General features: G+C 45.1%; 13 protein-coding genes. All 13 read left to right on the plus strand.

Annotated features, from left to right (window positions below; genetic code table 11):
* Positions 1-97 precede the first annotated feature (97 nt).
* The 13 genes from GXO76_03520 (at position 98) to rnr (ending at position 17,034) form a co-directional block, all read left to right on the plus strand.
* A complete protein-coding gene (locus GXO76_03520) occupies positions 98-1,267 on the plus strand; it encodes a hypothetical protein (GenBank protein ID NOY76923.1) in 1,170 nt (389 codons plus the stop codon).
* 6 nt (positions 1,268-1,273) lie between these two features.
* Positions 1,274-1,612 carry a P-II family nitrogen regulator gene (locus tag GXO76_03525; GenBank protein NOY76924.1) on the plus strand — a complete coding sequence of 113 codons (339 nt, stop codon included), beginning with the start codon at positions 1,274-1,276 and terminating at the stop codon, positions 1,610-1,612.
* Positions 1,613-1,836: 224 nt separating this feature from the next.
* Positions 1,837-3,255, plus strand: coding sequence for a type I glutamate--ammonia ligase (gene glnA, locus GXO76_03530; GenBank protein NOY76925.1), 1,419 nt, complete (start codon positions 1,837-1,839; stop codon positions 3,253-3,255).
* A gap of 179 nt (positions 3,256-3,434) precedes the next feature.
* The gene (locus GXO76_03535; protein NOY76926.1) at positions 3,435-4,844 is read left to right on the plus strand and encodes a GWxTD domain-containing protein; all 1,410 of its coding nucleotides are present in this window, start codon (positions 3,435-3,437) and stop codon (positions 4,842-4,844) included.
* Between the two features lie 7 nt (positions 4,845-4,851).
* Positions 4,852-6,144 carry a bifunctional folylpolyglutamate synthase/dihydrofolate synthase gene (locus tag GXO76_03540; GenBank protein ID NOY76927.1) on the plus strand — a complete coding sequence of 431 codons (1,293 nt, stop codon included), beginning with the start codon at positions 4,852-4,854 and terminating at the stop codon, positions 6,142-6,144.
* Between the two features lie 345 nt (positions 6,145-6,489).
* Positions 6,490-7,590 (plus strand): sn-glycerol-3-phosphate ABC transporter ATP-binding protein UgpC, encoded by a 1,101-nt coding sequence (ugpC, locus tag GXO76_03545; GenBank protein NOY76928.1) that lies wholly within the window; start codon positions 6,490-6,492, stop codon positions 7,588-7,590.
* A gap of 649 nt (positions 7,591-8,239) precedes the next feature.
* Positions 8,240-9,487 (plus strand): transcription termination factor Rho, encoded by a 1,248-nt coding sequence (locus tag GXO76_03550; GenBank protein ID NOY76929.1) that lies wholly within the window; start codon positions 8,240-8,242, stop codon positions 9,485-9,487.
* 198 nt (positions 9,488-9,685) lie between these two features.
* Positions 9,686-9,916 carry a 50S ribosomal protein L31 gene (rpmE, locus tag GXO76_03555; GenBank protein ID NOY76930.1) on the plus strand — a complete coding sequence of 77 codons (231 nt, stop codon included), beginning with the start codon at positions 9,686-9,688 and terminating at the stop codon, positions 9,914-9,916.
* Positions 9,917-9,951: 35 nt separating this feature from the next.
* Complete coding sequence (locus GXO76_03560) at positions 9,952-10,947, plus strand: DUF1385 domain-containing protein (protein ID NOY76931.1); 996 nt, start codon at positions 9,952-9,954, stop codon at positions 10,945-10,947.
* Positions 10,944-12,011 carry a peptide chain release factor 1 gene (prfA, locus tag GXO76_03565; protein ID NOY76932.1) on the plus strand — a complete coding sequence of 356 codons (1,068 nt, stop codon included), beginning with the start codon at positions 10,944-10,946 and terminating at the stop codon, positions 12,009-12,011. The genes GXO76_03560 and prfA overlap by 4 nt, the downstream gene beginning before the upstream one ends.
* Positions 12,012-12,274: 263 nt before the next feature.
* Complete coding sequence (gene prmC / locus GXO76_03570; GenBank protein NOY76933.1) at positions 12,275-13,171, plus strand: peptide chain release factor N(5)-glutamine methyltransferase; 897 nt, start codon at positions 12,275-12,277, stop codon at positions 13,169-13,171.
* A 13-nt stretch (positions 13,172-13,184) separates the two neighbouring features.
* On the plus strand, positions 13,185-14,570 hold the full coding sequence (locus GXO76_03575) for a phosphomannomutase/phosphoglucomutase (protein NOY76934.1): 1,386 nt from the start codon (positions 13,185-13,187) through the stop codon (positions 14,568-14,570).
* A 331-nt stretch (positions 14,571-14,901) separates the two neighbouring features.
* Positions 14,902-17,034: a ribonuclease R gene (gene rnr / locus GXO76_03580; protein ID NOY76935.1), complete on the plus strand. Its 2,133-nt coding sequence runs from the start codon at positions 14,902-14,904 to the stop codon at positions 17,032-17,034.
* Positions 17,035-17,133: the final 99 nt, after the last annotated feature.

Consider the following 17,133-nt stretch of genomic DNA (forward strand, 5'->3'; position numbering starts at 1 on the left):
AAAAAAGACTAAAATTTTTTAGTGTTAATCCCGATAAAGGTATAGAAGGAAAATGAATTAGGAAATCTATTGTATTGGCTTAAGGAGGAGCCCCAAAATGAAAAAGGTCATCGGGATTGTTTTCGTTTCGTTTTTAATTGTATCCTTTGGGTCCGCTTTTGCCCAGGAACAGTCAGGAGGCGATGGTTTAATCTATGTTCACTCGGCAAAAGCACTCGGCAAGGGATATTTAAATGCTTATTTTCACAGCCGATTTTTTGGCAAATTGGGACAAACTGCAACTACAGCTACAACCTATTGGGATGTTCAGGGTTCGTTTGCTCTGAACTACGGACTCAATGATCGGATGGAATTGCAGCTTTTCCCAATATTATATCAGGATACGAATCAGGGGAAGCCGGGTTACAATATCCCGGATGATTTGTTCTTAAAGCTCAAAATTGGTTCCTTGGGAGATCCCGAGAGCCCGCTCAAATTTGGGGTTCAGGCATTTACCCGCATTCCTACGGCCAAAACGCATAATATCATCTATGAACCGTATTCAGCAGGGACTCCTGAAGCCGGATTCACGGGACTGATGAGCTACTTTAAAGATGTCAGTTATCCCGAAGATAATTACAGTCTGCATTTTAATTTGGGTTATCTGTTTCACAACGACGCGGGGGATAAATTGACCGATAATCCCAGAGACACGGTTTCTGCAAAAAGTATTTCTAGTGAATTGACCTACGGGTTTGGCGTACGCTATCCGTTTGATAAATGGGATATTACTCTGGAATTGAACGGAAATGCCTTCTTGCAAAAACCACCGGTAACGGCGTATTCCCGGGAAAATTATCTTTACTTTACGCCGGGTGTCCGTTATAAAATGCTTCGGTGGCTCAACATTGATTTTGCCGCCGATTTGCGGATGACACCGGACAAGGATGAAACACAATATGGGTTTGTGTCTCGTTTGCCCATGACACTTCCCAGTACCTGGCCCGATTGGCGGGTTAATCTGGCAGTTCAGGTATTTATTTTACCGACCTCGATTCGCAAAGAAAGCGAACGAGACATCTTAATGAAAAAGGCCGCCAGCCGACGGGAATTGTTTGAACAAATTGTTCGGGAACAAAAGGAAACGGAAGCCGCTGAAAAAGAGTTAGAAAGAATAAAGGCAGAACGCCGAAAAGCCGAAACGGAGCTTCAGAAACTGCGTGAATTGTTGGAAGGCAAGAAGAAAAAAGAGCAGAAAAAAACGGAACCCCAAAAACCAAAACCATAGAACTTTATGAAAAAGCTGGATGTCATAATTAAGCCATTCAAATTAGATGATGTAAAAGACGCCCTGCTTGAAATGGGGATTAAGGGGATGACCATATCTGAGGTTCGGGGTTTTGGACGGCAGAGGGGACACACCGAATTGTACCGGGGCAGTGAATATCGAATTGATTTTTTGCCAAAAATTAAAATTGAAATTGCCTTACAGGAAAAGGATGTGGATCGAGTGGTTGAGGCGATTATGAAAGCCGCTCGCACCGGGCAAATTGGCGACGGGAAAATATTTATTTCTGATGTAGAGGAAGTCATTCGGATCCGTACGGGAGAATCTGGAAAGGATGCATTATAGCTTATTTTTCAGCCATAATTTTATCTCTCAGGAAAAGACCCTCTAAATTTGAGGGTCTTTTTCGTTTTAGGCTCTTTTATTCGAACATCTGTAAAAATATGTGTATCAGAAATCCCGAATAATGCGAATTGTGACAATAAGTTTTGTCGGCTGACGGATTGGGGAAAAGAGTTATCCTGCACGTTCATATCATTCCAAAAAACCAAAATTGAGGAGGAGAAAAAATGAGTCAGACGTATGAAGCAATCAAAAAGCTTGTCAAGGAGCATGAGATCAAGATGGTGGATCTCAAGTTTCAGGATTTCCCGGGGCAATGGCAGCATTTTTCGATGCCGGTTTCCATGATGGATGAAGCCTTGTTCGAGGAGGGCGCCGGATTCGACGGCTCCAGTATTCGAGGCTGGCAGGGAATTAATGAAAGCGACATGCTGGTTATCCCGGACCCTGATACAGCTTTTATCGATCCGTTTATGGAACCCGCAACCCTCAGTCTGATTTGTGATGTGGTCAACCCGCTTACGAAAGAAAAGTATTCCCGCTGTCCCCGAAATATCGCGCAAAAAGCGGAGGACTACCTGAAATCCACGGGAATTGCCGACACGGCCTTCTTTGGCCCGGAAGCCGAGTTCTTTATTTTCGATAATGTTCAGTTTGAACTCACCCAGAATTCAGCCTTCTATTTTGTGGATTCCAAAGAGGGCCGCTGGAATTCCGGAGCGGACGAGGCACCGAATCTTGGGCACAAGCCTCCCTACAAGGGTGGGTATTTTCCGGTACCACCCCTGGATGCACTCAATGATATTCGGGCAGAAATGGTGATGGTCATGCAGGAATGCGGCTTGAATGTAGAATATCATCATCACGAAGTGGCCACAGGCGGGCAGTGCGAAATCGATCTTCGGTTCGATCACCTCATAAAAATGGCCGATTCGCTCATGCTCTACAAGTACATCGTGAAAAATGTGGCTCTTCGAAACAACAAGTCCGTCACATTTATGCCCAAACCGCTTTACAATGATAACGGTAGCGGGATGCACGTTCACCAGAGCTTGTGGAAAAACGGAAAGCCCCTTTTTGCCGGAACAGAATATGCGGGGCTCAGTGAAATGGGCTTGTACTACATCGGTGGCATTCTCAAACATGCAAAAGCTTTGACCGCCATTACGAATCCAACGGTCAATTCCTACAAACGTCTGGTTCCCGGATTCGAAGCGCCCGTCAATCTGGCCTATTCCCAGCGGAATCGAAGTGCATCCATTCGTATCCCGATGTACTCGTCAAGTCCCAAGACAAAGCGCATTGAGGTTCGTTTCCCGGATCCGTCCACGAACCCCTATTTTGCATTTTCTGCCATGTTGATGGCGGGTTTGGATGGAATACTGAACAAAATCGACCCCGGCGACCCCATTGATAAAAATATCTACGATCTGCCCCCGGAAGAGCTCTCGAATATTCCCACCACTCCGGGCAGTCTGGAAGAAGCGCTCAATGCACTGGAAAGTGACTACGACTTTTTGTTGAAAGGCGATGTGTTTACGGAAGACGTCATCGAAACGTGGATAGCGTACAAACGCGAGAATGAAATTCAACCGGCAAAGCTTTACCCGACGCCCGTTGAGTTCGATCTCTATTACGATGTTTAGCCGGTTTCCGGTTGGCGGTGTCTCTGAAAAGGCTGGTTGATAAGACCAGCCTTTTTTATTTTTTATTAAAGTGAATAGTGACTTTCTTGTTGAATTTTCAGGCGAATACCTTTATATTTACAGTAAAAGTAACCCTCACGGCTCTGTTTTTTGAAACTCCAAAATCAAATGCAAGAACCATGATCAAAAAAATCAGTCGTCTTTTGGCCTTTTTTACGGGTGCGGCCTGTTTTCTTCAAGCGGGCTTTTTTCCGGTCAATGCGCAAATTCCCGTGCCATCCACCGGCGATGTTCGCTTTTATGTGGATGCCGCCGGTTTCAACGACCTAAAAGCAGACCGGAAAACCTACGAAGAAATCTATCTGACATGTACGATGGGTCAGCTCAAATTTATTCAAAAAGAGGCAAAATATCTGGCCGTCATCCAGTTTTTGGGGGAAATTACAGATGCCTCAGGGAATTTTGTGGATTCACTGCGGGCAACGCGTCCGGTAGTTCTGGATTCACTTCCGGAGAAATTCCGCAGACAATCTCTCTTTCAAAATTTCGCTGTTCTTTTAAAGCCGGGAAATTATTGGCTCGATGTAACCGCGAAGGATTACGCCTCAGGCCGGGAAGGGCACCGAAAAATGCCGCTGCATGTGCCGGATTTCAAAACATCCGGGCTCAGTATTAGTGAATTGCAATTGGCCGCCCGTGTTATTTCGGATACAACCCGGACGCAATTCTACAAAAATAATTTTCAAATCATTCCAAATCCCCTGCGGTTATATGGTACCCACCTGCCGGTGCTCTACAGTTACGCAGAGATTTACAACCTGAGTTCTACTCCCGCGAAAGGACGTTACGCGGTTTCTTACGCTGTTTTGGATTCCAGTGATGCCGTGTTTGAAACGCTTTTTTCCGATACGCTCAGTAAACCGGGCCGTACCGCCATTGATGTTCGCGGATTTAATGTGATTGGGTTTCCGAGCGGTACCTACACTCTCAAATTCGCCGTTCGTGATTTGAATTCGGGTGAAATCCGTACCCAAACCCGGTCGTTTCGGATTGAAAATCTCACGGAAAAAATTCTGCGCCAGGCAGAAGCACGCCGGTCTGAAGCCCCTGCCGAAATTTCGGATGCGAAGCTGGAACAAACCATTCGTCAGATACAATATCTTTTGAATCCGGAACAAAAACGAATGTTGAAGAAGTTGTCACGTGAAGGCAAGATTCAATTTCTGGCGAATTTCTGGAAATCCAGAGACCCGAATCCCGCCACCCAAATAAATGAGTTTCAGCAGGAGTTTTACAAACGGCTGAATTACGCCAACCGGCATTACGGGGGCCACAAATTGAAGGGCTGGCAAACGGATCGGGGCAGAATTCTGATTCTTTACGGCCCGCCGGATGAAATCGAGCGGCATCGCTATGAGCTGGATTACAAACCGTATGAAATCTGGCATTATTACAAATTGGGTGGCCGTGTGTGTGTCTTTTCTGATCTGGATGGCATGGGAATTTACACCCTGATTCATTCTACCTTCGACGGAGAACTTCACGATCGGGAGTGGAAGGATCGAATCTATTTCACGCGCGCGAGGTAGAAATCAGGTGCCCGTAACCCACGATTTATCCGGTGATGCCCTGACGCGTTACCTGTTTAGTTTGCGGCGGTTTGGCGTTCGTTTGGGATTAGAAAACATCTTTCGGCTCCTGGCGGCGTTGCAGCATCCCCAGCGGAAATTCAGGGCGGTTCACATTGCCGGAACCAATGGGAAGGGTTCCACCGGCGCGATGATTGCTTCCATTCTGCAAACGGCCGGATGGACCACGGGGTTGTATGTGTCGCCGCATCTTGTTTCATTTCAGGAACGCATTCGTGTAAATAACCGCTGGATACCGATTGATGCTGTACAATTGTATTTGAATCAGCTTCTCTCCACCATTGAAACCTATCACTGTACCTTTTTTGAGGTAATGACTGCCATTGCCTTTGCCTATTTTGCTGATAAAAACGTGGATATTGCCGTGGTTGAAACCGGGCTTGGCGGGCGTCTGGATGCGACCAATGTGCTGCATCCCATGGTGTCGGTTATTACGGAAATCGATTTGGATCACACAGGTACGCTGGGGGGAAACATTCGGGATATTGCCCGCGAGAAAGCAGGCATTATTAAGGAAAATACACCGGTGGTAACGTCTGCTCACCATGCGGATGCAATTGAAGTATTTGAAACCATTTGCGCCGAGCGACACAGCCCCTTGCATCCCGTTGTGGAGGAATGCCGTTATGCAGACGTAAAAATATCTTTGCAAGGGACCTCATTTCGCATTCAAACACCCGAACAAGAATACAAATCCGTTCATATGCCGCTTCACGGGATTCACCAGATTTGTAATGCCATCGCAGCCGTTCGAACCGCAGAACTGCTGAATGATCAAGGAACCGCCGTTTCCAGATCGCATATTCTGGACGGCCTTGGAAAGACCTATTGGCCGGGGCGATTTGAAATTTATTGGAATCGCCCGACCCTTATTTTGGATATTGCTCACAACCCAAACGGTTTGAAACAGCTGGTTCGTACATTTGACCATGTTTTCCCTGGACAAACATTTATTTTGATGATGGGGGTTCTGGCTGATAAAAATTTCGAGGCGATGGTAGATGAGCTTCTTCCTAAAACGCGTGAAGCCATTGCCGTTCAACCCAATAACCCCCGCGCCCTCAGGTCTGAAATGCTGGCCGAGGTGTTTCGGAAAAAGGGAGTCCCCGCGCGGGACAGGGGAACAATTAAAAATGGATTGGCTGATTTCTTTAAGCGTTTTTCGAAGGAGGATATTCTGGTCATTACGGGCTCGAATTACACCGTCAGCGATGCTTTGTTGGAATTGCGGAAACTCTAGTTATCGTGCGAGGAACGGTTATTATTTCTGTGGAAGGACAAAGATGCGGTTTTCACCCAGGTTCCGCGTCGTGAACGGCAAGCGGAAAGGAGAAGAATTCTTCAAAGGGAAAGGGTGCCCTGAAAACTCGTATTGACCGATTTGAGAAGGGCCCATTGGGCGCCACATTTCCCGAACCAAATGGGTAACGTTTGGACAAAAGGGTTTCTTTTTATCGGTGTGGGGACCAAATCGGCAAAATTGATTGTGGGATTCAAGAAAAAAACTTGACAAATTCAAAAAAAATCTTTATTTTTAGGACGTTTGAACCAACCTCCATTCACCAAATAGTAAAACGAGGATCCGATGGCCGAAGTTGTACTAAATCATGTCTATAAAATATTTGACAAAAATGTAGTTGCCGTTGATGATGTTACATTTAAAGTAAATGATAAAGAGTTCATTGTTCTCGTGGGGCCCTCCGGTTGTGGGAAATCGACCACCCTTCGGATGATCGCCGGTCTGGAAGAGGTATCGAAGGGGGAAATTCTGATTGACGGCAAAGTGGTGAACGATGTTCCGCCGAAGGATCGCGATATTGCCATGGTTTTCCAGAATTATGCCCTGTATCCCCACATGACGGTTTACGACAACATGGCATTCGGACTCAAGCTGCGGAAATATCCCAAGCAGGAAATTAAAAATCGGGTGATGGAGGCGGCGGAAATATTGGGTATCAAGGACTTTTTGGATCGAAAGCCGAAGGCCCTTTCCGGCGGACAACGTCAACGCGTGGCTGTGGGGCGGGCCATTGTTCGAAAACCCAAGGTATTCTTATTTGACGAACCCCTTTCCAATCTGGATGCCAAGCTTCGTGTTCAAATGCGAACGGAGATTATTAAATTGCACGACCGCCTGGAAGCCACAATGATTTATGTGACGCACGACCAGATCGAAGCCATGACCATGGGAGATCGAATTGTTGTGCTCAAAGACGGAAAGGTTCAGCAGATAGACACACCGTTAAATCTTTACAATCATCCTCAAAACAAATTTGTTGCGGGATTTATTGGAAGCCCGGCCATGAATTTTATGGAGGTAACACTTCGAAAAAACGGGACTATTGTAATTGATGAGGGGCGATTCACGATTTCTGTTCCGGAAAAATATGCCGATGTACTGAAACCGTTTGTGGGGAAAACGGTCGTCTTTGGGATTCGACCGGAAGATATTCACGATGAGCATACGGCGTATAATGTAAAGGAAAAGGCAACCGTTAAAGCAACCATTGAAGTGGTTGAACCAATGGGGAGTGAAATGTATTTGTACCTAACAACCGGCTTGAATAATTTTATTGCCCGAATAGAAACGGATTCAATTCCTCCCTCGGGAACCGAAACAACCCTCATTTTTGATATGGATAAGGTCCATTTTTTTAATAAAGATACAGAGGAGACAATTATTTAAAATACCGCCAATAAAGAAATCTCAACCCATTCGAAATTAATTGGGAACAATTTCGCACCGATTTCGTTTACATACAAAATTCCACAAAATGCCTCGTATTGTATTAAAAAATCAAGCTAATATGAAAATTTATTCTGGAATGTTTTAGGGATTTGCATTTTAAGAGGAAGTTTCTTTGGGTGAAAGGTGTGCTGGGGTGGTGCTAATCTTTTTGTTGAAAATTCCGATAACATAGATAGCCATTAATCGTTGACAATTTCTAATTCCCAAAGCATATCTGTCGAAAGAATTTATCCCAATTTAATATCCGGCATTTAATCATAATTGCCTGGTTTGTCTGAGGGCAATTAGCTATCTGCATTGTTATGAGATTTCCACTACCTATGCGCTATTAAAATGCAGACTATGTGGGTCTAAATTCTGTCAAATAATCGGCAAAACGCTTATCAATTTGGCTTTTTTTCGGTGTAGGTGCAAAAAGATAGACTCAATTTTACGGATGAGCAAATGCGTGTCCGGACCGGTGGTGTTTCCAGCAATGAGTGACTATTGCAGCCATTGTTCTTAACGGTCTTCAATAAAAAATCATCGCTTGTCTTCATTAAACAAATAAATTTAAATCAAAATAGAAAAAAGGAAAGGTTGTTTTATGGAAATTGCAGAATTAAAATCGATGAAGATTCCTGATCTAACCAAACTGGCACAGGACTTAAATATTCCTGATTTCGCGAGTCTATCGAAACAGCAATTGATTTTCAGGATACTGGAAGAACAGACGAAAAAGGAAGGGCTGATTTTTGCCGAGGGTGTTCTGGAAGTGCTTCCCGATGGCTATGGTTTCTTGCGATCGGCCGATTATAATTATCTCCCCGGCCCGGATGATATTTATGTCTCCCCGTCACAAATAAAGCGCTTTAGCATGCGAACCGGAGACATCGTTTCGGGGCAGATTCGGCCCCCGAAAGAAAATGAGCGCTTTTTTGCTCTCTTGAAGGTGGAAGCCATTAACTTTGAAGAGCCCGAAAAAGCAAAAGAAAAGATCATCTTTGATAATTTAACCCCTCTTTATCCTGAAGAGCGCTTGCAGCTGGAATTCAAACCTTCAGAATACTCGACCCGAATCATGGATATTTTAACTCCGGTTGGCAAAGGGCAGCGCGGAATGATTGTGGCTCAACCCAAAACCGGTAAAACCACGTTGCTGCAGCGCATTGCAAATGCCATTACCACAAATCACCCGGAAGTACATTTGATTGTTCTTCTGATTGACGAACGTCCGGAAGAAGTAACCGATATGAAGCGTTCCGTCGATGGGGAAGTCATAAGCTCCACATTTGACGAACCTGCCGATCGCCACATTCATGTGGCGGAAATGGTGCTGGAGAAATCCAAGCGCCTGGTTGAATTCGGACACGATGTTGTGATTCTGCTCGACAGCTTAACGCGTCTGGCCAGAGCCAACAACACGGTCGTTCCTCACAGTGGCAAAATCCTCTCAGGTGGTGTGGATGCCCATGCATTGCAGTGGCCCAAGCGGTTTTTTGGTGCGGCCCGGAATATTGAAGAAGGCGGGAGCCTGACCATTATTGCCACGGCACTTATTGATACCGGAAGCCGAATGGATGAAGTCATTTTTGAAGAGTTTAAGGGTACGGGCAATATGGAATTGGTCCTGAGCCGCGATCTGGCCGATCGGCGTATTTTCCCGGCAATTGATATCAATCGTTCGGGAACACGTAAAGAAGAACTCTTGCTGTCCGATTGGGAATTGAACCGCGTGTGGATTTTGCGCAAATTCCTGAGCGAATTTACCGCGGTCGAAGCCATGGAATTTTTGCTCCAGAGAATGAGCCGTACCAAAACAAACAAGGAGTTCCTGGAATCCATGAGCGGCTAATTCTGCAATAGAATGGTTTCTTGAGGAGATGCCCGGCACTTCCGGAACACCGGGCATTTAAAAATGCGGAATACATGTTGGTCTGCGGGATTTTCTGAGCCTTTTTGAAATATTACTTGCAATTGGAAGAAAAATATATTAAATTTGTTGTCTTAATAAAGATCTAAATTAGGCATTGATAGAGAAGGAGGGTCACCCTTGAAAGCTGGTATTCATCCTAAATATCATGTTGTAACGGTAAAGTGTGCGTGCGGAAATACCTTTCAAACCCGCTCTACCATAAATAAAGATGAAATTAAGGTTGATATTTGTTCTGTTTGTCACCCGTTTTTCTCAGGAAAACAAAAGTTAGTTGATACAGCCGGACGTGTTGAGAAATTTTATCGAAAATACAAGTTACAACGAGAAGCTGATTCTGATAAAAATTAGCTTTACAACCAGACATTATTGCAGGACGGAATACGATGCTTTTGGCATGTATTCCGTTTTTTTGTGTTTTTCAAAACGAGGTAACCGTGAAAGAAAATAAGGACTTACTCCCAGTGGGTGGGCAGGCTGTCATTGAGGGGGTCATGATGCGTTCGCCCCATTCCGTTTCGGTAGCTGTCAGAAAACCAAACGGAAAAATCCTTGTGCGCAGTGAGCCCTATACATCGTGGACAGCTCGAAACAAGTTTTGGGGACTGCCGATTATCCGGGGTGGCATTGTCTTGATTGAATCTCTTTATTGGGGAATCAAGACCCTTACATTTTCTGGAGACGTGGCCATGGAAGAGGAAGACGCTAAAAAGGGCAAAAAGAAAAACGGACAGAAGAAATCAGGCATGTCAGCCTTTCGTACAGCGCTTCTTCTGGTGGTTTCGCTTCTTTTGGGATTGCTTGTATTCTTTTATGCGCCCTTGATGCTCACAGATGCTCTGGGCATTCGTTCGGGAATCTGGTTTAATCTGACCGACGGGGGTATTCGCCTGCTGTTCTTCCTCGGTTACCTGATGCTTATTGCATGGATGAAGGACATCCGCCGTATTTTTGAATACCACGGAGCGGAACACAAAAGCATCTTTACCTATGAAAATGGACTGCCCCTGACCGTTGAAAATACAAAATCCTTTACAACCCATCACCCACGGTGCGGAACCAGTTTTCTGCTGATTGTTATGCTGGTAAGTATCCTTGTTTTTATGTTCCTGGGTCGTCCGGACACGATAATCGACCGCTTCATCCGCCTGCTTTTTGTTCCGGTTATCGGCGGGATCTCGTATGAGCTTATTCGTCTGTCCGGAAAGGGTTACAAGAACAGAATCGGCGCTGCTTTGGTTGCTCCCGGACTGTGGCTTCAACGGATTACAACAAAAGAACCTGATGGGTCACAATTGGAAGTGGCCTTTGCTGCATTGAAGGCGGCGCTGGAGCCCAATGAGTCTAAAAAGGAATACATTCTGGAAGGTGGCTCTTTATGATTGAAAAGATAAAATCGATTATGGATCGTTTTGATGAAATTGGCAAGGAACTTTCTGAGCCGGATGTCGTTTCGGATATGAAAAAATATCAGGCGCTAAACAAGGAATATCGCAATCTTCAGCCCATTGTTGAAAAATATGCGGCCTACAAAAAGATCGCAGAACAGATAGAGGACGATCAGGAAATCCTGAAAAATTCAAATGATGAAGACCTCCTGGAGATTGCTCGGGCTGAAATCGATGAACTGGAAGAACAAAAGGCCGTTCTTGAGGAAGAGATCAAACGCCTCTTAATTCCAAAGGACCCGATGGACGAGAAAAACGTCATCGTGGAGATCCGTGCGGGAACCGGCGGTGAAGAAGCAGGGCTTTTCGCGGGCGATTTATTTCGGATGTACTCCCGTTACGCGGAACGAAAAGGCTGGAAACTGGAAATTATGGATTCCCATCCTCAGGAAATCGGAGGATTTAAGGAAATTATTTTTTCCATTTCAGGCGATGATGTGTACAGCCGGATGAAATACGAGGGGGGAGTTCACCGCGTACAGCGCGTTCCGGCTACAGAAGCCAGCGGCCGCGTGCACACATCGGCGGCATCGGTGGCCGTTTTGCCGGAAGCAGAGGATGTGGATATCGCCATCGACCCAAGGGAAATCCGGGTGGACGTGTTTCGTTCCTCCGGCCCCGGCGGGCAAAGCGTTAACACTACGGATTCGGCCGTGCGGATTACGCATATTCCCACAGGACTGGTGGTCTCGTGTCAGGATGAAAAATCACAGCATAAAAATAAGGCAAAAGCTCTGAAAATCCTGCGGTCGCGTTTACTGGCCAAAAAGCAGGAAGAAGAAACAGCCAAAGTAACGGAGCAGCGGCGGGCGATGGTTAGCACGGGTGATCGCAGTGCCAAGATTCGTACCTATAATTTCCCGCAAAATCGGCTGACCGATCACCGGATCGGACTGACACTTTATAAGTTGGATCAAATTCTGGACGGAAATCTGGATGAGGTTATCGAACCCCTTCAAATTGCCGACCAGACGGAAAAACTGAAGAAGGCGGGATAAATAAAGAATGAATTTTACTAACAAATTTGAAATTACCAAAATAATCTTTACTTTTTAAGAAGAAAATAATATTTTATTATGTTAACAAATTTACTTTAAAAAAGGTCTAATTTACTGATTTTACAAATTGATTTTAAAAATCAACGCAGCGCCATTTGTATTTTTTTGTCTTTAAAGTAAATTCAAAAAAAATAGGGGAATAGGAATTAAACATTTTTTTATCGGAGAGTACGACGAACACAGGCGAGCTAAATTCTGAGAAAATGAATGGAAATCGTTATCAAGCCCTGAAGAAGTGGCGAGTGATCGATTTAATTCAATGGACAACGCAGTTTTTTGAAAAGAAAAGCATCCCGGATGCACGACTCAATGCGGAGCGTTTGCTCAGCCGGGTATTGGGTCTGAATCGGGTTCAACTCTATCTTCAGTTTGAAAATATTCTGACACAAGACCAGCTGGACAGTTTTCGCGAATCGGTTAAACGACGGCTTAACAACGAACCCCTGCAATATATTTTGGGGGAAACGGAATTTATGTCACTTCCGTTCAAGCTAAGTCCCTCTGTTTTAATTCCCCGACCAGATACGGAAATCCTTGTAGAACAAGTACTTGAGAATACACCTCAAAACATGGAAATCACCATTCTGGATATTGGAACGGGGTCGGGGAATATTGCGGTTAGTTTGGCACATTATCTCCCCCAAAGCCGGATAGTGGCCGTAGACATCTCCCAAGAGGCGATTGACGTAGCCAGAGAAAATGCAGAGCTTAATCGGGTGAACGATCGGATTCGGTTTATTCGGGAGGATGTGTTTGACGGTTCTTTTATTATGAAGCTTGGGAATCGGTTTGACAGAGTCGTTTCAAATCCTCCGTATATTTCCGAAACGGAGTTTTATACGTTGCCTGAGGAAGTCCGAAATTTTGAACCCCATATTGCACTTCGGGATGGCGCTGATGGACTGACGTTTCATCGAAGGATTTCTCAGGTGGCCGCTGAAATGCTGACTCCGGGAGGTAAGGTGTTTCTGGAGGTCGGCCAGGGACAGTGGGAAAAGGTTTTGGAAATCCTGGAACAAGATGGGTTTCAGAATGTATATGTAACAAAAGATCTTGCAGGGATTGATCGCGTGTTGGTTGGTGAAAAGAAATTTGACTAAGATGGAGGACGGTATGAATCCGGATATTTTTAGAGAATATGACATTCGCGGTATTGTTGAAACCGATCTTACAGAGGATGTGGCGGAACTGGTTGGAAAAGCCTACGGTACGCATATGAAACGCCTGGGTTATAAAACCTTTTCGGTCGGCGGGGATGTTCGGCTAACGACTAACCGTTTGAAAAAGGCACTCATCAGGGGACTTCTTTCCACGGGGGGAGATGTTGTCGATATTGGAACGGTACCCACACCGGCATTCTATTTTTCGATTCCTCATCTGAGCCTGGACGGAGGGGTTATGGTAACCGGCAGTCATAATCCTATTGAATACAATGGATTAAAAATGAACAAAGGGTTGGGTTCCGTTTACGGCGACGAAATTCAAGTGCTGCGAAAGCTTATCGAAGCGAACGATTTTGAGACCGGCAGCGGGACATTCAAGGAAATCTCCGTTCTTGACGATTACAAGTCCATGCTCAAAAGTAAAATCAAACTCAATCGTAAACTAAAAATTATTATGGACCCGGGAAATGGGACGGGCGGATTGGTCGCTCCGGAGGTTTTTCGGGCATTGGGTGCCGATGTAACCTGTATTTTTTGTGAACCGGATGGGCATTTCCCCAATCACCTGCCGGACCCCACGGTTTTGAAATACATTCAGACCCTGCGTGAAAAGGTGCTTGAAACAAAGGCAGATATCGGTATCGGTTACGACGGCGATTCCGATCGCGTGGGTGTCATCGATAATACGGGGCGCGTGATTTTTGCCGATCGGCTTCTTGCTATTCTCGCAAAAGAGGTGCTGAAACGGCGTCCCGGCTCCGAGATTATTTTCGATGTAAAGTGCTCTCAAGCACTTGTTGAGGAAATTGAAATGAGCGGCGGGAAGCCTCTCATGTGGAAAACCGGGCACGCTCTTTTGAAATCAAAATTGCAGGAAGATAAGGCGCCTCTGGCGGGCGAAATGTCCGGCCACATCTTTTTCGCGGATGATTATTATGGGTTCGATGATGCCATTTACGTCTCCCTTCGGCTGGCTCAATTGCTATCCAATTCGGATAAAACAATGGCCGAGCTGGCAGACGAAATTCCGTCGTATTATTCGACCCCGGAAATTCGGGTAGAATGCGCCGAGGAAGAAAAATTCAAAATCGTTGACGAATTGTCGAACTATTTTAAATCGAAATACAAAACGATTGATGTCGATGGGGTCCGTGCGCTTTTTGGAGACGGCTGGGGTCTCCTGCGTGCATCCAACACACAGCCCGTTTTGGTGCTTCGGTTTGAAGCGAAAACCGAAAAGCGAATCAAAGAAATCATCGATATTTTTGTTCAAAAATTGAAAGAATATCCTTCCGTCAAATTGGACGAGGGTGATTTTACGATCGTAAAAGGGTGAGAGTAAAATATTTTATTACATTATTTGGACTAATAAAAACGACGTATTTCTCAATATTTCTAACCATTAATACGTGTTGTTCACGTCGGGTATGAGCAACTGCGTTTGGTCAGAAAAATGTGTCGTTTGAATTAGTCCTTTTTTATTTGTTGAGTGAATGAATTGTACTCCCAAAAATGATAAGTAATTTCCGGTTCGGCATTTGCAGCATTATCATTTGCAAAGCCCGTCCTGAGAAATAATAAATTGTTGAAACAAAAACACAAAAGCAGAGAATAGAAATTGTAAATCACATAATAGTATGAGTAATTTCAAAGATAAAAGGTTTTAAATGAACAAAGAATTAGTAGAAAAAAAGATTATCGATATTCTTAAGCACAACCGAAATCGATATTACAAAGCAAAAACACTTGCCAGACACGCAAAAATCCCCAAAGAAAGCTATTCCTGGTTCCGGGATTTATTGACTCAAATGCAAAAAGAAGGAAAAATTCTTAAGGAAAAGGGGAAGGGCTACACCTATCCTCAGAAGGTGTCTACCTTTGTTGGAGAGCTACGCGTAAAAACTCAGGGATACGGTTTTGTTATTTCGGACGATGGCAAAACAGAGGTGTTTGTGAGCCAGCGAAATATGGGGACCGCTATTCACGGGGACCGGGTTCTTGTACAGCTTTTTGCCCGACCCAAACGAAACGTGCTCCACACAGAGGGAAAGGTAGTGGAAGTGCTGGAGCGCCGGCAGTCCAGCATTGTTGGAATATTTCGGGAAGGCAAATATTTTAATTACGTCGTACCGGATGATCTGAAAATTACCTGGGATATTCTAATCGCTCCGGGTCACGATAAAGGTGCCAAACCGGGGCAAAAGGTTGTGGTGAAAATCCTGGAATGGGAACACACCCAATTGAATCCGGAGGGAAAAATTGTGGAGGTTCTGGGCTATCCGGATGAAAAGGGCGTGGATGTGCTTTCTGTGGTAAAATCACTCGATTTACCGGTTGCTTTTCCCAAAGAGGTGCTCAAGGCTGCCAGAAATATTCCGGAGGACATCCCGGCTGCTGAGATTGAGCGGCGACTGGATCTGCGGGACGAGGAAATTTTCACGATTGATCCGGAGGATGCCAAAGATTTTGACGATGCCGTTTCCCTGCGTACGATGGAAAATGGGACTTACGAGCTTGGGGTACACATTGCAGATGTCAGCTACTACGTTCCCGAAGATTCTGTTCTGGATAAAGAAGCCCTGCGCCGTGCGAACAGCGTTTATCTGGTTGATCGGGTGGTACCCATGCTTCCCGAACACCTGTCGAACACAATTTGCAGTCTCCGACCCAATGAAGACCGCCTGACCTTTTCGGTGATTATGATTCTCAACAAAAAGGGAACGGTCGTTGATTATCGAATTGAAGAATCCGTTATTCGCAGCAAGCGGCGTTTTTCCTACGAGGAAGTCCAAAAGATTATTGACACCGGTAAGGGGCCGTTTGTGGAAACCTTGATAAAAATGAGAGACCTCAGCCAAAAGCTGCGCCGCAAACGAATCGCTCAGGGAAGTCTGGATTTCGAGACACCCGAGGCAAAAATCATTTTGGATGAAAATGGCCGTCCCATTGAGGTGAAACGAGTGGAACGATTGGAAAGTCACCAATTGGTTGAGGAATTTATGCTTCTGGCCAATCAGGTAGTGGCGTTACACGGAACATTTGGTGCATTGATTCAAACGAGAAAAAAACGGCTTCTTCCTTTCATTTACCGTGTTCACGAACGTCCGAGTCCCGACAAAATCCGCGATTTCCGAAATCTTGTGGAAGCGCTGGGACACAAGTTTCCGGGCAAAAAGGGACGGGTCGATCAGAAAATGCTTCAGAAATTATTGGAAGAGGTTGAGGATACGCCTGAAGAGATCATTGTGAACAATGTGATGCTGCGGTCAATGATGAAGGCTCAATACTCAACCAAAAATGTCGGCCATTTTGGGCTGGGATTTTCACATTACACGCATTTTACATCGCCTATCCGCCGCTATCCGGATCTGGAGGTTCACCGGCTTCTGAAGGAATACCGGAAAAAGGTACGGCCGGAGCGTAAGACCATCCTTCGTGAAAAATTGCCGGAGGTTTGCAAAATCGCTTCCGAACAGGAAATCCGGGCTCTTCAGGCCGAAAGAAAATCAATTAAAATGAAACAGGTCGAGTTTATGGCCGATAAATTAGGCGAGGAGTATTTGGGAATTATTTCAGGGGTGGTACCGTTTGGAATTTTTGTGGAATTGGAAGAAACTTTGGTGGAAGGATTGGTTCACGTCAAGGATCTTCCGGAGGATTATTACATCCACGATGAGAAAAAATTCGCCATGATCGGAAAACACACGGGAACGACATTTCGTTTGGGCGATCAGGTTCGTGTCCGCGTGGCACGGGTCAAACCGGATGAAAACATCATCGATTTTACGCTGGTCGTATAAAACGAACAAATTTTAAAAAAGGCTTGCTTTTTGGAAAATAATTCCGTATTTTTAATGCAATTTTTAACCTGAATCATTTATTAGCCACAAAGTCTCGAA

This window comes from Calditrichota bacterium, assembly GCA_013151735.1.
Classification (GTDB): domain Bacteria; phylum Zhuqueibacterota; class JdFR-76; order JdFR-76; family BMS3Abin05; genus BMS3Abin05.